19 protein-coding genes and 4 tRNA genes are annotated in these 23882 nt (G+C 36.6%); 12 read left to right on the top strand and 11 right to left on the bottom strand.

Annotated elements, in window-relative coordinates; translation table 11 throughout:
• The first annotated feature begins 4 nt into the window (after positions 1-4).
• The 9 genes from ICJ84_RS12490 (at position 5) to xylA (ending at position 9545) form a co-directional block, all read left to right on the top strand.
• A tRNA-Gly gene (locus ICJ84_RS12490) sits at positions 5-76 on the top strand.
• A gap of 26 nt (positions 77-102) precedes the next feature.
• Positions 103-186 (top strand) — tRNA-Leu (locus ICJ84_RS12485).
• 190 nt (positions 187-376) lie between these two features.
• Positions 377-448 (top strand) — tRNA-Gly (locus ICJ84_RS12480).
• 26 nt (positions 449-474) lie between these two features.
• Positions 475-558, top strand: a tRNA-Leu gene (locus ICJ84_RS12475).
• Between the two features lie 354 nt (positions 559-912).
• Positions 913-3525 carry an alkaline phosphatase D family protein gene (locus tag ICJ84_RS12470; protein WP_188216736.1) on the top strand — a complete coding sequence of 871 codons (2613 nt, stop codon included), beginning with the start codon at positions 913-915 and terminating at the stop codon, positions 3523-3525.
• 11 nt (positions 3526-3536) lie between these two features.
• Positions 3537-5618, top strand: coding sequence for an arylsulfatase (locus ICJ84_RS12465; protein ID WP_188216735.1), 2082 nt, complete (start codon positions 3537-3539; stop codon positions 5616-5618).
• Positions 5619-5731: 113 nt separating this feature from the next.
• Positions 5732-6718 carry a GntR family transcriptional regulator gene (locus tag ICJ84_RS12460; RefSeq protein WP_188216734.1) on the top strand — a complete coding sequence of 329 codons (987 nt, stop codon included), beginning with the start codon at positions 5732-5734 and terminating at the stop codon, positions 6716-6718.
• A 1-nt stretch (position 6719) separates the two neighbouring features.
• A complete protein-coding gene (locus ICJ84_RS12455; protein WP_188216733.1) occupies positions 6720-8207 on the top strand; it encodes a xylulokinase in 1488 nt (495 codons plus the stop codon).
• Between the two features lie 12 nt (positions 8208-8219).
• A complete protein-coding gene (xylA, locus tag ICJ84_RS12450; protein ID WP_188216732.1) occupies positions 8220-9545 on the top strand; it encodes a xylose isomerase in 1326 nt (441 codons plus the stop codon).
• A 76-nt stretch (positions 9546-9621) separates the two neighbouring features.
• Here the strand turns inward: xylA and ICJ84_RS12445 are convergent, their stop codons facing one another.
• Both ICJ84_RS12445 and ICJ84_RS12440 read right to left on the bottom strand, forming a co-directional pair.
• The gene (locus ICJ84_RS12445; protein WP_188216731.1) at positions 9622-10023 is read right to left on the bottom strand and encodes a hypothetical protein; all 402 of its coding nucleotides are present in this window, start codon (positions 10021-10023) and stop codon (positions 9622-9624) included.
• A 136-nt stretch (positions 10024-10159) separates the two neighbouring features.
• Positions 10160-11395, bottom strand: a complete 1236-nt coding sequence (locus ICJ84_RS12440; protein WP_241748754.1) for a 3-deoxy-D-manno-octulosonic acid transferase — start codon at positions 11393-11395, stop codon at positions 10160-10162.
• A gap of 164 nt (positions 11396-11559) precedes the next feature.
• Here ICJ84_RS12440 and ICJ84_RS12435 point away from each other — a divergent pair, with 164 nt between their 5' ends.
• Together ICJ84_RS12435 and galE are read left to right on the top strand one after the other, a co-directional pair.
• On the top strand, positions 11560-12714 hold the full coding sequence (locus ICJ84_RS12435; RefSeq protein ID WP_188216730.1) for a DegT/DnrJ/EryC1/StrS family aminotransferase: 1155 nt from the start codon (positions 11560-11562) through the stop codon (positions 12712-12714).
• On the top strand, positions 12707-13729 hold the full coding sequence (gene galE, locus ICJ84_RS12430; RefSeq protein WP_188216729.1) for a UDP-glucose 4-epimerase GalE: 1023 nt from the start codon (positions 12707-12709) through the stop codon (positions 13727-13729). Before ICJ84_RS12435 ends, galE begins: the two co-directional genes overlap by 8 nt.
• A 69-nt stretch (positions 13730-13798) precedes the next feature.
• Here galE and lspA read toward each other — a convergent pair whose 3' ends face one another.
• The 5 genes from lspA to ICJ84_RS12405 form a co-directional block, all read right to left on the bottom strand.
• Entirely contained in the window at positions 13799-14317 is a 519-nt protein-coding gene (lspA, locus tag ICJ84_RS12425) for a signal peptidase II (protein WP_188216728.1), read from the bottom strand.
• 33 nt (positions 14318-14350) lie between these two features.
• Positions 14351-15232 (bottom strand): ACP S-malonyltransferase, encoded by an 882-nt coding sequence (gene fabD / locus ICJ84_RS12420; protein WP_188216727.1) that lies wholly within the window; start codon positions 15230-15232, stop codon positions 14351-14353.
• A 92-nt stretch (positions 15233-15324) separates the two neighbouring features.
• Positions 15325-16881 (bottom strand): NAD(P)/FAD-dependent oxidoreductase, encoded by a 1557-nt coding sequence (locus tag ICJ84_RS12415; RefSeq protein WP_188216726.1) that lies wholly within the window; start codon positions 16879-16881, stop codon positions 15325-15327.
• A gap of 56 nt (positions 16882-16937) precedes the next feature.
• Complete coding sequence (locus ICJ84_RS12410; RefSeq protein WP_188216725.1) at positions 16938-17894, bottom strand: DUF6807 family protein; 957 nt, start codon at positions 17892-17894, stop codon at positions 16938-16940.
• 83 nt (positions 17895-17977) lie between these two features.
• Positions 17978-18874, bottom strand: a complete 897-nt coding sequence (locus tag ICJ84_RS12405; RefSeq protein ID WP_188216724.1) for a dihydrofolate reductase — start codon at positions 18872-18874, stop codon at positions 17978-17980.
• A gap of 304 nt (positions 18875-19178) precedes the next feature.
• On the opposite strand from ICJ84_RS12405, the gene ICJ84_RS12400 reads away from it, so the two are divergent.
• Entirely contained in the window at positions 19179-19475 is a 297-nt protein-coding gene (locus ICJ84_RS12400; RefSeq protein ID WP_188216723.1) for an isoamylase early set domain-containing protein, read from the top strand.
• Between the two features lie 66 nt (positions 19476-19541).
• Here the strand turns inward: ICJ84_RS12400 and ICJ84_RS12395 are convergent, their stop codons facing one another.
• From ICJ84_RS12395 to ICJ84_RS12380, 4 genes are all read right to left on the bottom strand, one after another.
• On the bottom strand, positions 19542-20366 hold the full coding sequence (locus ICJ84_RS12395; RefSeq protein WP_188216722.1) for a thymidylate synthase: 825 nt from the start codon (positions 20364-20366) through the stop codon (positions 19542-19544).
• Between the two features lie 139 nt (positions 20367-20505).
• A complete protein-coding gene (locus ICJ84_RS12390) occupies positions 20506-22032 on the bottom strand; it encodes a NupC/NupG family nucleoside CNT transporter (RefSeq protein ID WP_241748753.1) in 1527 nt (508 codons plus the stop codon).
• Between the two features lie 22 nt (positions 22033-22054).
• Positions 22055-22687 carry a bifunctional nuclease family protein gene (locus tag ICJ84_RS12385; protein WP_188216721.1) on the bottom strand — a complete coding sequence of 211 codons (633 nt, stop codon included), beginning with the start codon at positions 22685-22687 and terminating at the stop codon, positions 22055-22057.
• A 212-nt stretch (positions 22688-22899) separates the two neighbouring features.
• Positions 22900-23859, bottom strand: a complete 960-nt coding sequence (locus ICJ84_RS12380) for an electron transfer flavoprotein subunit alpha/FixB family protein (RefSeq protein ID WP_188216720.1) — start codon at positions 23857-23859, stop codon at positions 22900-22902.
• Positions 23860-23882: the final 23 nt, after the last annotated feature.

The raw sequence follows: 23882 nt of genomic DNA, 5'->3' as shown, positions 1-23882 counted from the left end.
GACTGCGAAAGTAGCTCAGGGGTAGAGCATCACCTTGCCAAGGTGAGGGTCGCGGGTTCAAATCCCGTCTTTCGCTCTGAGACTTTCAAAAAAATATACCATGCTGAAGTGGTGGAATTGGTAGACACGTTGGACTTAAAATCCAATGAACATTAGTTCGTGCGGGTTCAAGTCCCGCCTTCAGTACTAAAGCCTTTGCGATTTTCGTAAAGGCTTTTTTGTTGCTTAAAATCTTGCTGTTTTAGATTTGCTGAGTGTTTAAGAATGATGCTTTTTAGAAAAATGTAAATAAAAATAACTAAAAAACTTTTTACTTTTAATAATTATAGTAAATTTGCACCCGCAATAGCAATATTGTACGTTCATAATAAAGACTGCGAAAGTAGCTCAGGGGTAGAGCATCACCTTGCCAAGGTGAGGGTCGCGGGTTCAAATCCCGTCTTTCGCTCTGAGACTTTCAAAAAAATATACCATGCTGAAGTGGTGGAATTGGTAGACACGTTGGACTTAAAATCCAATGAACATTAGTTCGTGCGGGTTCAAGTCCCGCCTTCAGTACTAAAGCCTTTTACGATTTTCGTAGAGGCTTTTTTGTTTTAAACACTTTCCTTTTACATCCTGTATTTAATCATTCCTTTAGGTGTGTATTAATGTTCAAAATGATATTATCACGACAAATTTTAAGGGTTTTACTTTTTCGAGAAGTTATTATGTTGTGAGTCATTAAAAAAAATAAGTAATCTTGTAACTTTTTGTTATTTAATGATGTTATATTTTTATGTGTCTGAAGTTGATAAAAATGTCCCCTTTATTCGCTTAAAAAATAATACAGATTTCATTTTAAATTACTGAATTTTGTTAAATGGTGCACATCGCATAAATTTTTATAATTCATTTTGTCAAATATATTTTATGAAACGTAGAGAATACTTAAAAACCATAGTTTTGGGCTCGGTTTTACCGATGGCATTTTCCAGTTATGGTTTGTCTCCATATATCGAAGAGTTGTGGGATGCTAAAAAGAAAGTTAAGTTTAAAAGTCAGTGGGATAAATTTAAGGATATGAAATGGGCCGGACCCGAATATTGGGGAAACCGCTTGCAGGATTGGGAAATACGTAATGGTGCTGTGGAATGTGTGGTGGTAGGAAAAGAAAGAAATCTACATTTGTTAACTGTAATGCATCAACATGGCGATTCGGCTTTAGATTTAGAAGTGACTATTGCTATAAAACATCCGGATTTAGGAACCTTTGATAAAGGTTGTGTTGGAATGTTATTAGGGGCAAAAGGAAATTTTGACGATTATCGTTCAGCAGCTGTTTTTGGTAAAGGTCTTGAAGTAGGGTTGAATACCAAAGGGCAACTTCAGGTTGGTAAGCAAGAAATTAAAACGCCGTTTTCTGAAATTCCGAAGACTTTTAAATTACATATTAAAACAAAGCCTTTAAAGAATGATGAGCAAACTTTAGTTGTTCGCATATTAAATCCAGAAAACAATAAAGAACTATTTGAAAGTTCTAAGTTGAATGTTAAAAACAAAGATTTAGCAGGCACATTTGCTTTGTTAGCAAATATCGATTCAGGAAGAAAAGTTGAAGAAAAATCGAGTTGTTCTTTTAGTGATTGGAAAGTAGAGGGTAATGCGCTTCAGGAAAACGAAACTCAGTTATTCGGTCCAATTTGTTTTGCACAGTATACTTTAAATAAAGGAAAATTAAAGCTAATGGCTCAATGTTCTCCTTTTGAAAGTTTAGAAGGACACGCTGTTGCCCTTGAAATATTTAAAGATGGCGTGTGGAAAACTATTTCTAAAGGTGAATTAATTAACGGCGGAAGAAATAAACTTTTTGAAATCGAGGACTGGAATGAGGAGACCGATATACCATATCGTGTTTGTGCAGAACTTCCGCAGTCCAATGGCATTAAGCGTTACTATTATGAAGGTACAGTTAAAGCAGAACCTAAAGATAAAGAAGAGCTTAATATAGCCGTCCTAAATTGTAATATGCACTTCGGATTCCCAGATCAGGATATTGTAGATAATTTAGATATGTTATCATACGATGTTTGTGTGTTTTTAGGCGATCAGTTTTATGAGGGTACTGGAGGTTATGGTGTGCAATATGAAGGCGATTACGATAAACGTTGTTTAGATTTCTTAAGAAAATGGATGATGTTTGGTTGGTCGTATCGCGAAGTATTTCGTCACCACCCTTGTGGTATTATTACAGACGATCATGACGTGTTTCACGGCAACCTTTGGGGATGCGGTGGAAGTCACGCCGATACCTCTTCAGGTTTTGGCTCTATAGCTCAGGATAGTGGCGGCTACAAAATGGATGCTGATTGGGTAAATATGGCACAATTTACGCAAACAGGACACCTTCCTGATCCTTACGATGCAACACCTGTAAAACAGGGGATTAATGTATATTATACCCAATGGGATTATGCCGGGGTAAGTTTTGCAATTTTAGAAGATAGAAAATTTAAATCGGCACCCAAAACAGTGCTTCCTGAAGAAGCCGATATATTTAATGGCTTCATAAGAAATACAGAATTCGACATTAAAAAACACAGAGATATTGATGCTGAATTGTTAGGTGAAAGACAGGAAACCTTTTTGAAAAACTGGGTAGACGATTGGTCTAACAACACCCAAATGAAAATCTTGTTATCACAAACCAATTTTGCAACCATCGCAACTCTTCCTAAAGGAGCAACAAGTGATGATATGGTGCCTAGTTTACGAGTACCTGAAAAAGGAGAATACATTGAAGGGGATGATTTTACAAAGGATATGGATTCTAACGGATGGCCCCAAAAAAAGCGCGATGAAACCTTAGAGATTATTCGTAAAGGATTTACATTTCATATTGCAGGCGATCAGCATTTAGGAACCTTTGTGCAATATGGAATTGAAGAACACGGCGATAGTGGTTTTGCTTTTACAGGACCGGCACTTAATAACATCTGGCCTCGTCGTTTTTGGCCACCAGTAAATGCATCTAATCATTCGGTTGAAAATCCCGCATACAAAGGAGATTTTGAAGATGGATTCGGAAATAAAATATCTGTTCATGCCGTAACAAATCCTTACAATCATCACAAAGAGCCGGCTATTTTGTATAATAGATCAACGGGGTTTGGTATGGTTTCAGTAAATAAAAAGAAGCGAACCATTACCAGTTCTTGCTATCAAAGGTTTAAAGACGTTAGTCAGGCAGATGCCCAATATCCCGGATGGCCTATTACAGTAACACAGGAAGATCAATTATTTAAAAAAGCCAAATTTGTCCTTCCGGAATTAAATATAGCATCAGATGTGTTGCCAATTGTTAGAGTGCTTGACGAGCAGGGGGAGTTGGTATATTCATTACCGCTTGCCAATAAGATATTTTTACCTAAAGTTTACAAAGAGAGCAATTACACTATTCAGTTTTTAATTGATAACGAACTAAAAAAAGAAATTAAGGCAAAATCTTCTTTAGAAAATGTTGGAGCAATTACTGTTTACATTTAAAAAATAAAGGGATGATACGAATTTATAAATTTAGTTTTTTAGCCGGTGTTTTTGCAATATATTTATATTCCTCCTCGGTAAAAGCACAGCAGAAAAATGCTTCAAAACCCAATATCATTTTTATTTTAACTGATGATCTAGGTTATGGTGATATTGGTGTCTTTTATCAGAATCAACGAAAGGCCAAAGGAGAACGATCACAGCCATGGACAAGCACTCCTAATCTCGATAAAATGGCTCATGAAGGAGCGATGCTTACTCAGCATTATGCAGCCGCTCCAGTTTGTGCCCCTTCAAGAAGCTCTTTGTTGACTGGATTGTCACAAGGTCATGCCAATGTTCGAGACAATCAGTTTGATAAGGCTTTAGCCGATAATTACACGATTGGAAATGTGGCTCAAAAAATGGGGTATACGACAGCAGCAATAGGTAAGTGGGGATTACAAGGTAGTGATGTTGAAGATTGGCCAAGTGCTCCAAATAAAAGAGGTTTCGATTATTTTTATGGATATATGCGTCACGTCGATGGACATGAACATTATCCCGTAGAAGGTATTTATCGAGGTAAAAAGGAAGTCTGGGAGAACGATAAGGAAGTCTCTGCAGGTTTAGATAAATGCTATACTACCGATTTATGGACCGCTGTGGCTAAAAAATGGATTGTGGAGCAGACAAAAGCAGAGAAACCATTTTTAATGTATTTGGCTTATGATACACCTCATGCTGTATTAGAATTGCCTACTCAGAAGTATCCCAAGGGTGGTGGACTTCATGGTGGTTTACAATGGACAGGAAAATCAGGGCAAATGATTAATACTGCATCCGGAGCACCAGATTCGTACATGCATCCAGAATATGCTAAAGCAACTTACGACGACGATAATAATGGTGATACCCCCGAAGTAGAGTGGCCTAAAACTTATAAACGTTATGCAACCAGTGTGAGACGAATTGATGATGCGGTTGGAGATGTGATTCAGTTGCTTAAAGATTTGAAAATTGATGACAATACTTTGGTGATTTTCACTTCAGACAACGGGCCTTCCACGGAATCGTATTTGCCTAAAGGTTATGTGCCCAATAATCCTGATTTTTTTGATAGTTTTGGCCCGTTTGATGGTGTAAAGCGAGATGTGTTAGAAGGAGGAGAGCGCATGCCTTTAATTGCGAGATGGCCCGGCCATATTCCTGAAAACAGCAAAGTAGATGAGCCAAGTATTTCTTATGATTGGTTGGCGACGTTTACAGAGGTTGCAGGTTTTCCAGCACCAGCCTACAGTGATGGGATTTCTGTTTTACCGGCATTAACAGGAAAAGGGAATCAGCAGGAATCCTTAGTGTATTCAGAATATGTTTTTCCTGGTAAGACCCCCGATTTTCAAGAATTTTCACCAAATAATCGTAATCGGGTTCGCAAGCAAATGCAAATGATTCGAAAAGGAGATTTGGTAGGTATTCGTTATAACATTCAATCGGCAGAAGACGATTTCGAAATTTATGATGTGATTATCGACACACACCAATCTCATAATTTAGCAGGAGAAGATTCGCTTGCTGAGGTTCAGCAATACATGAAAGATAAAGTATTGCGTATTCGTCGTACTGATGCTCAGGCAAAACGTCCTTATGATGACGCTCCGGTGCCGGCACTGTCAATGCAAGTGCGTAAAAAAGGTTGGAACTGGAAAGCGTTCGACGGGCACTATCCTTGGCTACCAAATTTAAGTTTTATGTCAGCCGTTAAGTCCGGCAAGGTTTCAAAACTGGATAAGATGAATTTTAAAAAAACTGAGGAGGACTTATTCCTATTTGAAGGATATATTGATATTCCTAGTACGGGAAGCTATACGTTTCAGTTTAGTGCAATTGATAAAGGTTTAGTGCGTTTTCACGACGCTATTTTATTTGATGCGGATTACGGCTATACACCCGGAACGATGAAAATGACTGAGATGATTCTTGAAAAAGGAATTCACCCAATAAAAGTTTATATTTCTAATAAAAACCAAGTGCAAAACCCGTTTCAGCTAACATGGAGCTCTAAGTCGCATGTCTCTGAATCTTTTAATGCCCTATCGGTATATTATCGTTAAGAGGTAAGTGTAACTTATTCTAAAAAGGGAACTATTGTTAAAATAGTTCCCTTTTTTGTTTTCATATTAAAAAATTAGTTATTTTTACAAACCAGAACAGAACAGAACGGTTAATGATTTTTGATTTAAATTTTAATAGCGATATACCTAAATACCAGCAGTTGGTTAATGCTATAAATGATGCTTTGGCGAATAATACCATAGGCAGTGGAGATCCCTTACCTTCGGTGAATAGTATAGTTAAGGACTATAGCTTGTCCAGAGATACGGTGTTCAAAGCTTATTCTATTTTAAAGGATAACGGAGTTATTGAATCAGTGCCGAATAAAGGTTATTTTGTAGCCAATGATACCCGAAAAGTTCTGTTGGTTTTAGATACGTTTAAGGCTTATAAGGAAGTTTTGTATCACGCATTTGTAAATAATTTGCCAAAAAACGTCATTGTCGATGTGCAGTTTCATCATTATAATATCAACAATTTTAAAACCATTTTGCAAAATAGTAAAGGGAAATATTTCAAGTATGTGGTGATGAGTTTTAATCATAAAGAAGTAAAAGGGGTATTATCAGAATTCGATAAGGATAAATTGTTATTAATAGACTGGAATATTTTTGCGGACGATGATAATAATTATGTATTTCAGGATTTTGGGAAATCTTTTTTTGAAGCTTTAGAACCTGCCATTACTGCGTTTAAAAACTACAAACGCTTGGTATTTTTGTATCCAAGTTTTACTAAGCACCCTTCAGAAACAGTAACTTATTTTAAAAAGTTCTGTGAGTCTCATCATTTAAAATACAAGGTGATTACCGAGATTGAAGATTTTAAAGTTACTAAAGGTGACGCATACATTAGTGTTAGCGATCGCATTTTGGGTGTGTTTCTAGAGCAGTGCCGAGCTAAAACCTTTGAGCCAGGAACCGATGTCGGCTTTTTATCTTACAACGAAACCCCGATGAAACCATTTATTTACAAAGGTATTTCGGTAATATCAACCGATTTTAAAGCGATGGGAGCAACCGCAGCAGGTTTTATAAATGAAGAAAAAAAAATACAAACCTATATACCAACACAATTAATATTAAGAGAATCATTATAATATGTATTATTTAGGACTAGACATAGGAAGTTCATCCATAAAAGCGGCACTGGTAGAAACAGAAACCGGTAAAAGCATAGGTGTCGTGCAGGAGCCCGAAGATGAGATGGGCATGTATGCCGAAAAAAATGGATGGGCAGAACAACACCCAGACGATTGGTGGCAGCATGTATGTCGTGCGATTTCTCGATTGAAATCGGAAAATCATATAGAAGCCAATCAAATTAAAGGCATTGGTATTTCATATCAAATGCACGGTTTGGTGGTAGTAGATAAAGACGGTAAACCACTGCGAAAAAGTATTATTTGGTGCGATAGTCGAGCCGTAGACATTGGGAATTTAGCGTTTCAGACCATCGGCGAGGAAACCTGCGGTACTAGTTTACTGAATTCACCGGCCAATTTTACAGCCTCAAAATTAAAATGGGTAAAAGACAATGAACCTGAAATTTACAATGAAATTTATAAGTTCATGTTGCCTGGTGATTATATCGCTTACAAATTTTCGAATACCATAAATACAACCATCTCAGGATTGTCAGAAGGCATTTTTTGGGATTTCAAAACCGATAACATAGCCGATATTCTTTTAGAGCATTACGGTATAGATAAAAACCTGATTCCAGATATTGTTTCAACTTTTGAAACACAATCGATTGTGTCGAAACAAGGCGAAATGGAAAGTGGAATTTTGGCAGGAACACCAATTTATTATCGTGCCGGAGATCAGCCTAACAATGCCTTGTCATTAAATGTATTTAATCCGGGAGATGTGGCCTCAACAGGGGGAACATCTGGTGTTGTTTATGCGATTACAAATAGCCTTTCTGTTAAGGAAAGCTCGCGCGTTAATAACTTCGCTCATGTTAATTATAACAAGGGAGAAGAGGCTAGAATAGGAAAATTACTTTGTATAAATGGTGCCGGTATTCAGTATCGTTGGCTATTAAACAATTTGGCTGTGAGCTCCTATGAAGAGATGAATATTTTGGCTAACAAAATTCCTGTTGGGTCCGATGGTGTTTGCTTAATTCCTTTTGGAAATGGAGCTGAGCGGATGTTAAATAACAAAGACATTGGTACACGTATTTTAAACCTCAATTTAAATAATCATCATAAAGGGCATTTGTGTCGTGCAGCACTGGAAGGTATTGCTTTTTCCTTTGTATATGGCATGGAAATTTTAACGTCCGATGGTATAAAACCAACTGTTATTCGAGCAGGAAACGATAATTTATATCGTTCAGAGATTTTTGCTAATACCGTAGCAACTTTAATCGATCAGGATATTGAAATTTATAATACTACCGGCGCGATTGGCGCCGCTCGCGCAGCCGATTTACACAAAGGTGATTTTGAAACTTTTGGTAAACGAATTATCGAAAACGATTATATAATGACCTACAAACCGCTTAAAAATAAAGAGGTTTATCAGGAAGCGTATAATAATTGGAAAAAAGAATTAGAAATAATATTACAAAATAAATAAACAATAAATACAATGGCATTAATAGGTAACAAAGAATACTACAAAGGTATTCCAGAAATTAAGTTTGAAGGAAAAGAGTCTGATAATCCGTTAGCGTTTAAATACTATAATCCGGATCAGGTAGTTGCTGGAAAAACTATGAAAGAATGGTTCAAATTTTCGATAGCATATTGGCATACGTTCTGCGCTAAGGGAGGAGATCCGTTTGGTACAGATACTATGAGTTTTGAATGGGATAATTCTTCAGATCCAATTCAGGCAGCTAAAGATAAGGCTGATGCGGCATTCGAATTCATTACAAAAATGGGATTTGGTTATTACTGCTTTCATGATGTTGATTTGGTGCGTGAAGGCGCCTCATTTGGTGAATTAGAAAGCAGATTGGCAACTATTACCGATTATTTAAAAGAAAAGCAAGCAGCTTCAGGTGTTAAGTTACTTTGGGGAACGGCAAATTGTTTTTCTAATCCACGTTATATGAATGGTGCAGCGACTAACCCAGATTTTAATGTCGTAGCTCGTGCTGGTGGACAGGTAAAATTAGCTTTAGACGCAACTATTGCTTTAAACGGAGAAAACTATGTCTTCTGGGGTGGTCGTGAAGGTTATATGAGTCTGTTGAATACCGATATGGGACGCGAGTTAGACCATATGGGACAGTTTTTAACTATGGCAAGAGATTATGCCAGAGCCCAAGGATTTAAAGGGAATTTCTTTATAGAGCCAAAGCCAATGGAACCCATGAAACATCAATATGATTTCGATACAGCTACAGCTATTGGTTTCTTAAAGGAATATGGTTTAGATAAAGATTTCAAAATTAATATTGAAGTGAATCACGCTACGTTGGCGCAACACACATTTCAACATGAGATTGAAGTGGCAGCTAAAGCCGGAATGTTAGGAAGTTTGGATGCTAACCGTGGAGATTATCAAAACGGATGGGATACCGACCAATTCCCGAATAATATTTTAGAAACGACTGAAGCCATGTTAGTGTTCTTAAAAGCTGGTGGCTTACAAGGAGGTGGTGTGAATTTCGATGCTAAAATCAGAAGAAATTCAACCGATTTAGAAGATGTATTCTTGGCGCATATTGGTGGAGCCGATACCTTTGCTAGAGCTTTATTAACAGCCGATAAAATCATTGCATCATCACCTTATGAAAAACTGAGAACCGAGCGTTATGCCTCATTTGACTCAGGAAAAGGAAAAGCATTTGAAGAAGGAAAATTAAGTCTTAAGGATTTATATCAAATCGCTCAGGATAATGGTGAATTGAAGTTACAAAGTGGTAAACAGGAGTTGTTTGAAAATATACTTAACCAATATATTTAATATTCCTTTTTGCAAACTAAACAAATAAAAAAGACTGCTTTTCGGCAGTCTTTTTTATTTTAATTCTAAGATTGTATTAGTCTTTTTTCTCGTAGTGTTCGTCTGTAATTTGTTGCACTTTTTCTTCAACGGCATCACTGGCATCTTGCAATGCTTTTCCAGTAGATTTGGCCGCATCATCAACAGCTTTTTCGGCTTTGTCAAGTGTTTCGTTAGTGGCATCAACAGCATCATTAGCCATATTATCTATATCGTCAGCGGCTTTTTCAAGAGCATTTCCTGCATCATCCATAGCTTCGTCTGTTGCTTCAACGGCATCGTCGGCAGCTTCTTTTACATCATCGGCAGCATCATCTAAGGCCTCACCAACGTTTTCCATGGTTTCTTCAATAGATTCCGATTTTTTTGTGTCTCTACAAGAGGTGAAACTTAAACTTAGGGCTAATAACAGGGCTGTACTTAACAATAGTTTTTTCATTAGTTTTTGATTTTAGGTGTTGATTATAAATATACTAAATTTAATAATAGATGTCTGGTTAATGTCTAAATATTAAATGTTTAGCTTTATATACGGAAGAAAGCACCTTATAGATGTTTGACTAAAAATTTAAAAACTAGAATCCTAAATACTTGATGATTTTATCAACAGCACCCTTATGATTTTTAATGTAAGTGGCGTTGTTGTTTCCGGCGAGTTTACGCTTGGCATCCTCTTTAATAAGTTCTGTCAAAATATCATTGAATTCATCTTGGGAAGAAATAGAAAACATACCTTTATTGTCAATTAAAGCCTGGGCCTCAGGAAATTTATCGTAAATATTTCCGATGATTATCGGGACGCCAAAAACCGCAGGTTCTAAGGTGTTATGCAAGCCTGTATTCCCTAATGCGCCGCCAACATAAGCAATATCTGCATAGCTATAAATTTTGGTTAAAATACCAATGGTGTTGACAATAAATACCTTCGCTGTTTTTAAATCATGTTGTTCTTTTTCAGAAAACAGAACGCTTTCAACTTTAAGCTTGTCTTGAATATTATGTATTTGGTTAGATTTAATGTTGTGAGGAGCGATAATGAATTTTACATCTTTTGAAGCATGATTATTAATATAATTAATTAGTAAAGCTTCCCCTTCAGGCCAGGTACTTCCGGCCACAACACAAAGTTTACCTTGTTTAAAATCTTCAACAAAATCTAAAGTATTATCCATTTCTAACTGACTCGACACACGGTCAAAACGCGTATCGCCAGAAACAGTGACGTTATTATAATTGATGGATTTTAATAATTCTTTTGAAGCTTCATTTTGGGTGAAAATATGTTCAAAGGCAAACAAAGCCTGTCGCAGATGTTTTCCGTAGAATTTAAAATACGATTGATTTGGTCTAAAAGCTGCCGAAATAAGAATCACGCGTAATTGCTTTCTTTTAAGTTCATTTAAATGATTAGGCCAGATGTCGTACTTAACAAAAACGGTAAGCTCCGGATGTACAAGATTGATAAAGCGTTTAGCATTCTGTTTTGCATCCAGAGGAAGATAAACAACAACATCGGCAATAGGTGAATTTTTTCTAATCTCGTAACCCGAAGGTGAGAAAAAGGTCAATACGATTTTATGATTTTTAAAGTGTTTACGGAGTACTTTAAAAGCCGGAAGCCCTTGTTCGTATTCACCTAAAGAGGCACAATGAAACCACAGCGTTTTGTCTTTTTCTGATATATGCTTTTCTAAAATAGTGAAGGATTCACGTCTTCCTTCAACACCTTTCTTAATTTTTTGGTTAAAAGGAGCGACGCATATCAGTCCAAAATGTGCTAATGTAATGCCTGTATTGTAAGTAAAACTCAATGCTTTTTTTGTTTGGTGCTAAAATACATTTCTTTAAAATAAATTCATTGGTTACCGCTTACTAATTTCGTAATTTCGTAGTCTATTAACTCCAAATACAAGTGTTAGTAAAAATGTGTCTTTCTAATTTTATTAAACCTTGTAAAAAGTTACAATTTTTTTAGATGAAAAGTATTCAAATGGTAGACCTTAAAGGTCAATATAATGAGATTAAAGATGAGGTGAATGTCTCGATACAGGAAGTTTTAGAAACCACCGCATTTGTTAACGGACCAAAGGTTCATGAATTCCAAAAGAACTTAGAGAATTATTTAGGTGTAAAACACGTTATTCCTTGTGCAAATGGCACTGATGCGTTGCAAATTGCCATGATGGGACTGGGGTTGCAACCAGGAGATGAGGTTATCACTGCCGACTTCACCTTTGCAGCAACCGTTGAAGTGATTGCGTTATTGCAGTTAACACCTGTATTGGTTGATGTAAATGAAGATGATTTCAATATTAATATTGAAGCCGTTAAAAATGCAATTACGCCAAAAACAAAAGCTATTGTTCCTGTGCATTTATTCGGGCAATGTACAAATATGGAAGCTATCATGGAAATTGCTAAAGCTCACAATTTATTTGTAATCGAAGATAATGCGCAAGCTATTGGAGTAAATTATACCTATAGCAACGGAACAAAAGCAAAAGCAGGAACTATAGGGCATGTAGGAGCGACATCTTTCTTTCCTTCAAAAAATTTAGGATGTTACGGTGATGGTGGAGCTATATTTACTAACGATGATGAATTAGCACATATCATTAGAGGTATAGTAAACCATGGTATGTACGAGCGTTATCACCACGATGTGGTCGGTGTAAATTCACGTTTAGATAGCATACAGGCTGCAGTATTAAATGCCAAGTTGCCAAACCTCGATACCTATAATAAAAAACGACAAGCTTCAGCAAAAAAGTATAATGCAGCTTTTGAGGGTATCGATAACATAATTACACCAAAATTATCCAATGGCTGTAAGGAAATCTGTGATACTTGTGATTGTCATGTATTTCATCAATATACTTTACGTGTAAATAGCGCAAAAAGAGATGGTTTAGTAAAGCACTTAAATGAAAATTCTATACCTTGCGGCGTCTATTATCCAATTCCGCTTCATAAGCAGAAAGCCTATGCCGATGAGAGATATAATGAAGCTGATTTTGTAGTAACAAATCAATTGGTTAAAGAGGTGATTTCTTTACCAATGCACACCGAGTTGGATGATGAGCAAATTGCACACATAACATCAACAATAATAAACTACATTAATGAGTAAAATTTTAGTTACAGGTGGATTAGGTTTTATCGGGTCCCATACTGTTGTAGAATTACAAAACGAAGGTTACGAAGTTGTAATCATTGACGATTTATCAAATTCATCTGAAAGTGTTTTAGACGGAATTACGGCTATTACAGGAAAGAAACCAGTATTTGAAAAATTAGATTTAAAAGACAAAACTGGAGTTGAATCGTTTTTTAAGAAGCATAACGATGTAGAAGGCGTGATTCATTTTGCTGCCAGTAAAGCGGTAGGCGAAAGTGTTCAGGAGCCTTTATTGTACTACGAAAACAATATCAGCACTTTAGTTTATATTCTAAAGGAATTAAAGAAGCTACCATCTGCAGCTTTTATCTTTAGTTCATCATGTACTGTTTACGGTCAAGCCGACGAATTGCCAATTACTGAAAATGCACCAGTTAAATTAGCTGAGTCGCCTTACGGAAATACGAAACAAATTGGTGAAGAAATCATAAGAGATACATGTAAAGTAACACCTTCAATAAAAGCTATTGCGTTACGTTATTTCAATCCGGTAGGAGCACATGAGTCTGTTGAAATTGGTGAGCTTCCAATAGGCGTACCTCAAAACTTAGTGCCTTTTATTACACAAACTGCTATTGGGCTTCGTGAGGAATTATCTGTTTTTGGTGACGATTACCCAACGCCAGACGGGACCTGTATTCGCGATTATATTCACGTGGTAGATTTAGCAAAGGCACACGTGGTTGCTTTAAAACGTTTGTTAGAAGGAAAGAATAAAGAAAACTACGAAACCTTTAACTTAGGTACAGGGAAAGGTAGTTCTGTATTAGAAGTGGTTCAGGCATTTGAACGTGTTTCTGGTGAAAAATTAAAATACAAAGTTGTAGGTCGTCGTGAGGGTGATATTATTTCAGCGTACGCCGATACCAATAAAGCAAATAACGAATTAGGTTGGAAAACTGAATTATCCCTTGACGATGCGATGCGTTCTGCATGGAATTGGGAAAAGAAAGTTAGGAGTAAATAGCTTAATCGTTAAATAAAAAAAGGCTGCAATACTAATTGCAGCCTTTTTTTATTGTCAATTTGAATGTTATTATTCAGTAATTGTTTTTTTCTTGGTTTTAAAACTGGCAAACAGCAGAATAAACATGCCTGCTGTAACTGATACATCGGCCATATTAAAGATTCCGGTTCTAAATACGCCTCCTAAATCAATAAAGAAAAAGTCGGTTACTGAGCCATAAACAATACGGTCGTAAACATTGGCGATACCACCACCAATGATGCTGGCAAAAGCAAATAACGACCAAGGGTCGATGGTTTTATCTTTTAAAATATGACGTAAAACAAAACCTAAAACAATAATTGGTAAAATAAGTAATACAATAAGTCTAAGCGTGGGGTTTAAATCACTACCCATTCCTAAAAAGGCTCCGGTATTTTCAACATTCATCATTACAAACATATCTCCAATTACAGATATACGTTCTCCGGGACTCACTTCGGTTCGTGGTTCAATACTTCCTCTTACAATTACTTTAGAAATCTGATCGACTGCAATCGTAACTACAATCACTAAAATAATGTATAAGGTACGTTTTGTAAACTTCATCTATTAAATATTTTCTACAGGTCTGTTTTAGACTTATGCGGTTGCAGAAGCTGTTTCAGCTTGTCTGTCAATTTTTTTAACTAATCCTTGTAAAACGTTACCAGGCCCCACTTCAGTAAATAACGTAGCACCATCGGTAATCATTTGTTGTACTGATTGCGTCCAACGTACAGGAGCTGTTAACTGAGAAATTAAATTTGTTTTAATCGCGTTCTCGTCAATAACGGCATTAGCGGTTACGTTTTGGTAAATAGGGCAGTTAGGTTTGCTAAACGTTGTGTTTTCAATAGCTGCTGCTAATTCTTCACGAGCAGGCTCCATTAATGGTGAGTGGAACGCACCACCAACAGGTAAAACTAACGCACGACGCGCACCAGCTTCTTTTAAAGCTTCACATGCTTTGTTAATGGCTTCAACTTCTCCAGAAATAACTAATTGACCTGGGCAGTTGTAGTTTGCAGCAACCACAACACCTTCGGTGGAAGCACATACGTTTTCCACGATGGAATCTTCTAAACCTAAAACAGCAGCCATAGTACTTGGTTGTAACTCACAGGCTTTTTGCATCGCTAAAGCACGCTGAGAAACTAATTTTAATCCGTCTTCAAAATTTAAAGCACCGTTGGCAACCAATGCTGAAAATTCACCTAACGAATGTCCAGCAACCATATCTGGCTTGAAGCTAGCACCTAAAGTTTTTGCTAAAATAACAGAGTGTAAAAAGATAGCAGGTTGTGTTACTTTAGTTTCCTTAAGATCTTCAGCAGAACCTTCGAACATAATATCAGTAATGTTAAAACCAAGAATGCTGTTGGCTTTTTCAAATAATTCTTGAGCTAAAGGGGAGTTCTCATAAAGATCTAACCCCATACCTGTAAACTGTGCGCCCTGACCAGGAAATATATATGCTTTCATTTGTAAGTGTTTAAAATTTAGTGGTGCAAAAATAGGAATATTTTTTCTAAGATAATTTTGTTTCGTTTTGTGTTGAATTTCAGTGTGTTGTTTTATAAGCCTGTGATTGCAGCTTCGGCACAACGCTCACCATCCATAGCCGCCGATACGATACCACCGGCATAACCACCACCTTCACCACAAGGGAATAAGCCTTGAATTTGCGGGTGTTCCAAGCGTTCATTTCTAGGTATACAGACTGGAGATGAGGTTCTGGATTCAACACCAACAATATTGGCTTCGGCTGTATAATAGCCTTTCATTTTTTGTCCGAAGGCAGTAAACCCTTTTCTTAAGCGGCTACCAATTAATTTCGGCATTAAAGAATGTAGTGGTGCTGAATTTAACCCCGGTTGATAAGAAGTGGGGTTTAAATCTGCCGATAATTTACCTTCAACAAAATCGGTTAAACGTTGGGCAGGAGCGACCTGACTTCTTCCGCCAGCTGTAAATGCCATACGCTCTAGATTCTTTTGGTATTCCAAGCCTTTTAAAGCACCGAATTGTTCGTATTTAGGTAAATCGCGGTTCACATCTATTTCAACCACAATACCAGAATTAGCATATAAGTTATTACGCTTAGAGGGGGACATACCGTTAACTACCACTTCGCCGTTAGCCGTTGCTGCAGGAACAATAAAACCACCAGGACACATACAAAAAGAGTATACACCGCGGTCATTAACCTGTTGCACTAAACTATACGAAGCTGCAGGTAATAATTCGTGACGCTCGCCACTACAGTGGTATTGAATACTGTCAATAATATGCTGCGGATGTTCTACACGAACACCCATAGCGAATGATTTAGCTTCTAAAGCAATTTCTTTTTCATGTAATAAATAGAAAATGTCTCTTGCTGAATGTCCTGTTGCCAGAATAACACGGTCGGCAGGCATTTCATTATTTCCATTTAATTGAATGGCCTGTATTTTATTGTTTTTAATGACGAAATCCGTCACTCGTGTTTCAAAATGGACTTCACCACCATATTTTAAGATGGTTTCACGAATATTCTGAACTACTTTTGGTAGTTTATTGGTTCCGATATGTGGATGCGCGTCTACCAGAATCTGGTCGGTAGCTCCGTGATATACTAAGTTTTCAAATATACGACGGACATCACCACGCTTTAAACTTCTTGTGTACAGTTTACCATCACTATACGTTCCGGCACCGCCTTCACCAAAACAGTAATTAGAATCTTCGTTTACAAAATGTTGTTGGTTAATGGCTCGTAAATCACGACGACGGTCTTGAACGTTTTTACCACGCTCTAGCACAATAGGTTTAAAACCTAATTCAATACAGCGCAATGCGGCATACATTCCGGCAGGACCAAAACCAATAATATGGATAGGCTTGGCTTTCGAAACATCTTTGTAATCGAATTGATATTCGGAAGATTTTGGCAGCACTTCACGAATATAAACCGCTACCTTGTAGTTAAAAATAATTTTAGGTTTACGAGCGTCAATTGATTTACGTAACACCTTAACACCTGTAATATCTTCCTTGTCGACATCTAATGCTTGAGCCGATTTAATAACCAAAATATCATGGTGTTCCTCTTCCTTAAGAGTTACACGAAGTTGTAATTCTTTAACCATACTGCGAAATTAGTGAAAATAGCCATGATTTTTTTAAAAAGTATACTTGAAAGGTATTAATGCGGCCTTTTAGTGTGTTTTTTATAAGCCTTATAAAGTTTCGGAATATTTAAAGATTCGGTATTTCCATTGTGAACAAGTAAACGGTAGCGTAAAATGGTGGGTTTGATATTTGATAATGGAACAGTTTCTGCTCCGGGAAACGGATATACAGCATTTTGCATACTACGTTTTTGGCGTAAAATCCATCGGTTTTGTTGTCCAGGATTTGAAGGATGGCACAAAATAGTTAGCCCTGCTTGTGATGAGTTTTTACCTAATGTACCGGAAATATCCATCCAGTTTCCAGACTTAATAGGAAGATTTTTGGGAGTGACTTTGCCCTTGCAACTTCTGAAAGTAATATCTTCAGGAAGTTTTATTCTTGGAGAAAATCCGCCATAGCCTTTTTCGTCTTCCGAACCACCAATACGTAAGTTTGGTTCTAAAGCTAGTAAGCGAATTTCAATATCTATAGCGCGATAATTTTCGGTTTTAGGATAAACTGTGATGTTTGTGGTTTCTTTTACAAAGGGTTTTTCGTTACCTGCGGAATCTAACCATAAATTCGATTTCCAGAAGACTTCGGTTTGTATGGTTTTAGATTTATTATGGTTTTCAATTTCTTTTACAGAAGAAACTTCCCAGCTAAAATTTTCAATTTCCCAGCCATCGCCAATACGTTTATCACTAATATAAAGTTGATGCCAAGCCCAGAATATGCCACGATGATGCAGATGGTCTTCAGGAAAATCTTCGGTTAAAACTTCGCCGTCTAAGGAATATAGCGGATGGATATAATTGGCTCGTTTATAATTCCCGTTTAATGATTTTTCAGTAATTTGATAAGCAAGAATACTGTCTTTACTTTGAGTAAAATAAGCCTGATTTTTATTTATGGAGACAGAAACGGTTTGCGCTTCCACTGATATAATGATGAATAATAAACAGAATAAAATGGCCTTTAGTTGCATGAGTAAAAAAATATGACTTTAACAAATTACCTAAAATTACTGTAATTTGTTAAAGCCATTATGCTTTAGGTTTTACGCTTTGTTTATTTTCTTTGGTATGTTAAGAATGTAAAATCATATTCGTTTTTCTCACTTTTTGGGTGGAATTCATGAGCTGTTTCCTGCCAGATGTTTGAATCGATTTCAGGGAAAAACGTATCGGCTTCAAAATCGGCGTGGACACGAGTAATTTCAATTTTATCGGCAACTTCCATAGCTTGTTTGTAAATTTCACCACCACCTATAATAAAGGGTTGGTCGTCGTTTTTAGCTACCGCAATAGCGTCTTCTAAATTATTTACCACAATAACGCCTTCAGGAACTTCGTAATCGCTTTGTCTTGTAATGACCACATGCGTGCGGTTAGGTAGTGGTTTTGGGAAACTTTCAAAAGTTTTACGCCCCATAATGACATGGTGTCCGCTGGTTAAGCTTTTAAAGTGTTTTAAATCGTCGCTAATATGCCAGATAAGTTTGTTGTCTTTTCCAATAGCATTGTTTTCTGCTGCAGCAACAATAATGGTTAAGTTGTCGTTTTTTGTCAATTTCTGATTTAATTTTTTTAATAAACTTTCGTCGGAAGGCAAACTGGCTTTAAGATTTTCAATTCGTTCCTTTTGTTTGGCTACAAGTTTGTTTAATTGTGCATTTTCCCATTCTTTACCCATAAATCGGTGTGTAACAAATACAGAGAAAACATGGTAAGTAAAGAAGAAAAACCAGATAAGAATAGCTATAACAAACCAATCTTGGCCGAGTGGTGTTATGGCGTTACCAATACCTAAAACTAAATTGGCGATAATAAAAAATACAGAAGCAATTAAAAAAATAACAAAGTGTCTGTAAAGCCCTTTTTTCTTTTTAATGCGTCTTTGAGCGTTTTCAATCAGCTCCAATTGTTCTTTGTCAATTTGAGGTTTTGATGTCTTTTTTCCAAACATAATACTTGTTTTACACAGGAGTAAAGTTAAAGCTTTTTGTTTAATTGCCTTTCTTTATTTTTTTAAGAGACAGTGATTCGATATTCTGCTGTTTTGTTATTCAATAAAACTGAAAATCAGTTATTAATATTCATTTTAAACTGACAAATACATAAAATTTATTAGGTGAAAAATAAGAGGTTTAAATTTAGTATAGGGCATTATTAATAAATTGATAATTCTTTGCCTTAAAGCACGTTAGAATGTAATCTATGTTAAATTCTTTGTTATTTTTGTTAGCATAACAATCACTAAAACTTATATTATGGCTATTTCAAAACAGTACTTAAAAAGTAAACCAGTATGCAAAGTAACGTTTTCAATTCTTGCTGAAGACGCTAAAAAAGTATCCTTAGTAGGAAGCTTTAATGAGTGGAATACAAAGGCAATGCCTTTAAAAAAATTAAAAAACGGAACCTTTAAAGGCGTTGTTGATTTAGACAAAGACGGATCTTACGAATTTAAATATGTAGTTGATGGCACTTATATAAATGATGATGATGCAGATGGGTATGTATGGAGTGATTATGCTGCTGCAGATAATAGTGTTGTAACGGTTTAAAACCAATGCTTATTGATAAAAAATACATTAAAAAAGGCTTTCTTAACAAGAAAGCCTTTTTATGTTTTATACTGCAACTACACCTTTAATGTGTGGATGCGGATCGTAATCTTCTAAAGTGAAATCTTCAAATTTGAAATCGAAAATATCTTTGATTTCAGGATTTAATCTCATTTTTGGTAATGGTCTTGGCTCACGCGACAGTTGTAATTCCAACTGCTCAAAATGGTTGCTGTAAATATGTGCATCACCAAAGGTATGAATAAATTCTCCTGGTTGGTAACCACAAACCTGTGCCATCATCATGGTGAATAAAGCATAAGATGCAATATTGAAAGGGACACCTAAAAAGATATCTGCACTACGTTGATACAGTTGACATGATAATTTACCATTGGCTACATAAAACTGAAAAAAGGCGTGGCACGGAGGCAAAGCGGCTTTTCCATTAGCTACATTTTCACTGAAGCTTTTTGAGGTATCTGGTAAAACCGAAGGGTTCCAAGCAGAAACTAACATGCGACGACTGTTCGGACTGTTTTTTAAAGTGTCTATAACTTCTTTAATCTGATCGATTTCATCGCTGTTCCAGTTACGCCACTGATGACCATAAACTGGGCCAAGATCGCCGTTTTCATCAGCCCATTCGTTCCAGATGCGAACGCCGTTTTCGGTTAAATATTTAATGTTGGTATCGCCTTTTAAAAACCAAAGTAGTTCGTAAATAATCGATTTTAAATGCAATTTTTTAGTGGTTACCATTGGGAAACCTTCACTTAAATCGAATCGCATTTGGTATCCAAAAACACTTTTTGTACCTGTTCCGGTACGATCTCCTTTTTCATTGCCATGTTCTAAAACATGTTTTACTAAGTCGTGGTATTGCTTCATAATGTTATTGGTCAATGAAAATCATCGTGATAAAAAACGGATGTATTTTCAAGGGATAAAAATAGAAAAAAGCAGAATGCTAACCGATTGAAAAATACTTAATTTATTCTAAAGTTATTAACGGTTAGAAAGGTAGCTGTTAACCAATAATCATTCCGGCGATGGTTGCTGAAACTAAAGAAGCAATCGTACCTCCAATTAAAGCTTTCATTCCGAATTTTGATAAGGTTTTACGTTGTCCGGGAGCAAGAGAACCAATGCCTCCTATTTGAATACCAATAGAGGCGAAGTTGGCAAAACCACAAAGCATGTAGGTCGCCATAATAATGGATTTTTCATAAGTCAAATGAATGCCGTTGGTCGCATCTTTCAAATCACGAAGCTGTATGTAACCAATAAATTCACTGGCAGCCAATTTGATTCCAAGTAACTGTCCCATCATCATCATGTCTTCTTGTGCAACACCTATTAGCCACATTAATGGTGCGAAAACGTAGCCTAAAATCAGCTCAATAGATAAACTTTGATAACTTGTATTATCGGTAACCCAGGAATTGAATGTTGTTATATCTCCAATCCAACCTAAAATACCATTAAACATGGCAATGAACGCTACAAAAACTAAAAGCATACCACCTACATTAACGGCTAGTCTTAGACCTTCGGTGGTTCCGTTGGCAATAGCATCTAAAAAGTTAGCTCCTATTTTTTCCTGTGAAACAGAAACATCGGTATTTACATCTTCGGTTTGTGGATATAATATTTTTGAAATGACAATCGCACCTGGTGCAGCCATAACTGATGCGGCTAAAAGGTGTTTGGCGTAGAATAAGCGCATCACTTCGTCATCGCCTCCTAAAAAACCAATGTATGCAGCAAGTACAGCGCCTGCAACAGTGGCCATACCACCAATCATAACCAAAAGCATTTCAGATTTATTCATTTTCTCCAAATAGGCTTTGATTAAAAGCGGGGCTTCAGTTTGACCTAAAAAGATATTCCCGGCAACACTTAAACTTTCTGCACCTGAAATTTTTAAAGCTTTTGAGAGTAACCAGGCCATGCCTTTTACTACTTTTTGAATCACACCTAAATAGAAAAGTACAGATGTTAATGCTGAAAAGAAGATGATAGTTGGCAATACCTGAAAGGCAAAAATGTAACCAAAGGTATCCATGTCGACTACCAATCCTTCAAATAAAAATTTACTTCCGGCTCTGGTGAATTCAAGTACCGAAACGAATAGTCCGCCAATAAATTCAAAAACGGTTTTTATAAAGTCAACTTTTAAAACCCCAAAAGCTATTAAAAGCTGAAAAGCTAAGCCAATACCAACAATTTTCCAATTAATGGCTTTTCTGTTACTGCTAAATAAAAAGGCTATAAAAATTAAAGATACCATTCCTAAAGCACCTCGTAAAAGACTGCTAAATGAGAAGCCTTGACTTGGGATGATAGGGGAGTTAACTGTAGCTTCGGTTTCTTCGGCTACAATAATTTCTTCAGGAGTAGTAGAGGATGTAGGAATTAGAGAATCGGCTTCAGTGTTAACCGGTTCTGATATTTCGGTTTGTAAACTATCGGGCGGTGTATTTTTGTTTTGCGCTAAAGCTGTTGAAGTAAGTAGACATAAAAATAGGGCAAAAAACAAAAATACGTGTTTCATAGTATGCTTATGTTATTCGAGGTTATTCGCGTTTAGAAATTTCATCCCTAATATGTGCCGCACGCTCGTAATCTTCATTAGCAACGGCTTCATCAAGTAAAGTTTGTAATTCTTTTAAAGTCTTTCCTTTGTAGTTTTCGCGAGGAGCAGAACTTGTCGATTCAACTTCGTCTGCTAATAAATCATCAACAAGAATACTGTCATGCGATTCGTTACCTTCTTCGTCTTCTTTTTTAGGATTCACTTTTAAATAAATTCCGGCCTTATCCAGAATGTTTTTATACGTAAAAATAGGTGCATCAAAACGTAACGCTAACGCGATAGCATCACTGGTTCTGGCATCTATAATTTCTTCAATTTTGTCCCGTTCGCAGATTAAACTTGAGTAGAATACACCATCAACAAGTTTATGAATAATGACTTGTTTTATGGTAATATCAAAACGATCGGCAAAATTTTTAAATAAGTCGTGTGTTAATGGTCGTGGCGGACGAATTTCTTTTTCTAAGGCTATAGCAATAGACTGCGCTTCAAAAGCTCCAATCACAATTGGTAATTTTCTGTCACCATCTACTTCGTTTAAAATCAGTGCGTAAGCGCCGTTTTGGGTTTGGCTATAAGAAATTCCTTTTATATTTAATCTTACTAAACTCATATGTTATAAAAAACGCAAAGAACTGTTTAAATTAGGACTTTAGCAACTGCCAAGGACAGATTTACTCTATTATCGAGATTTAATTGCCCGGGATTGCCTTGATAAACACATCTTGTTTCTTGCCAAAGCCATGTTGGCTAAATACAATGTTGTTTACCAAAAAGTGCCAATTTAAGCAGTTCTTTAAAACTATACAATTTATAAAAAATAATTTATTGTTGAGCTTTAAACGCTTTTAATTTTTCGATAAGTTCAGGGACAACCTGAAAAGCGTCACCTACCACTCCGTAGTCTGCAGCTTTAAAGAATGGTGCTTCTGGATCGGTGTTGATAACTACTTTGACTTTTGATGCATTAATACCGGCTAGATGCTGAATAGCACCAGAAATTCCGATAGCGATATATAAGTTTGAAGCCACTGGTTTACCGGTTTGACCTACGTGCTCACCGTGCGGTCTCCAGCCTAAATCGGATACCGGTTTTGAACAGGCTGTGGCGGCACCTAAAACATTGGCTAATTCTTCAATCATACCCCAGTTTTCTGGGCCTTTAAGTCCACGACCACCAGATACCACAATTTCGGCATCGGCGATACTTACTTTATCTGAAGCTTTGTCAACAGATTCAACTTTTATACCTAAATCGGTGATTGATGGTGAAAAAGCTTCAGCCGTAGCAGATCCTGAGGTTTCAACCAAGCCGAAGGCATTATTAGAAACCCCAACGATTTTAACATCGGTATTTATGGCCATTTCTTCGAAGGCTTTATTGGTAAATGCGCTACGTTTTACTGTAAAAGGCGTTGAGCTTGATGGTGCGGCAATTACATTTGAAGCGTATCCGGCATTTAAAAAGATGGCTAAAAGCGGAGCTAAATATTTGCTGTTGGCACTTGAGCTTAATACTACAACTTTCGAACCTTCTTTTTCGGCTGCCTGCTGAATAGCTTCAGCGTAACCTTTAGCGTTAAAAGTTTCTAACTCACTGTTAGAAACGGTTAAGACTTTATCAACCCCATAATTGCCTAAAGTTGAAGTATCGTTCGCATTTATGGTAATGGCAGTTACTGTTGTTCCCAATTGGTCTGCAACAGCTTTAGCATAAGAAGCCACTTCGAATGCTACTTTTTTAAGTTTTCCTTGTTCTGATTCTGTATATACTAAAACGGACATGTTATTCTTTTTTTGAAGGTTAA

It is taken from the genome of Aestuariibaculum suncheonense (assembly GCF_014596935.1).
In the GTDB taxonomy this organism is placed as follows: domain Bacteria; phylum Bacteroidota; class Bacteroidia; order Flavobacteriales; family Flavobacteriaceae; genus Aestuariibaculum; species Aestuariibaculum suncheonense.
Note: the sequence above shows the minus strand (reverse complement) of the source record. Positions and strands in the feature narration are given on the sequence as shown.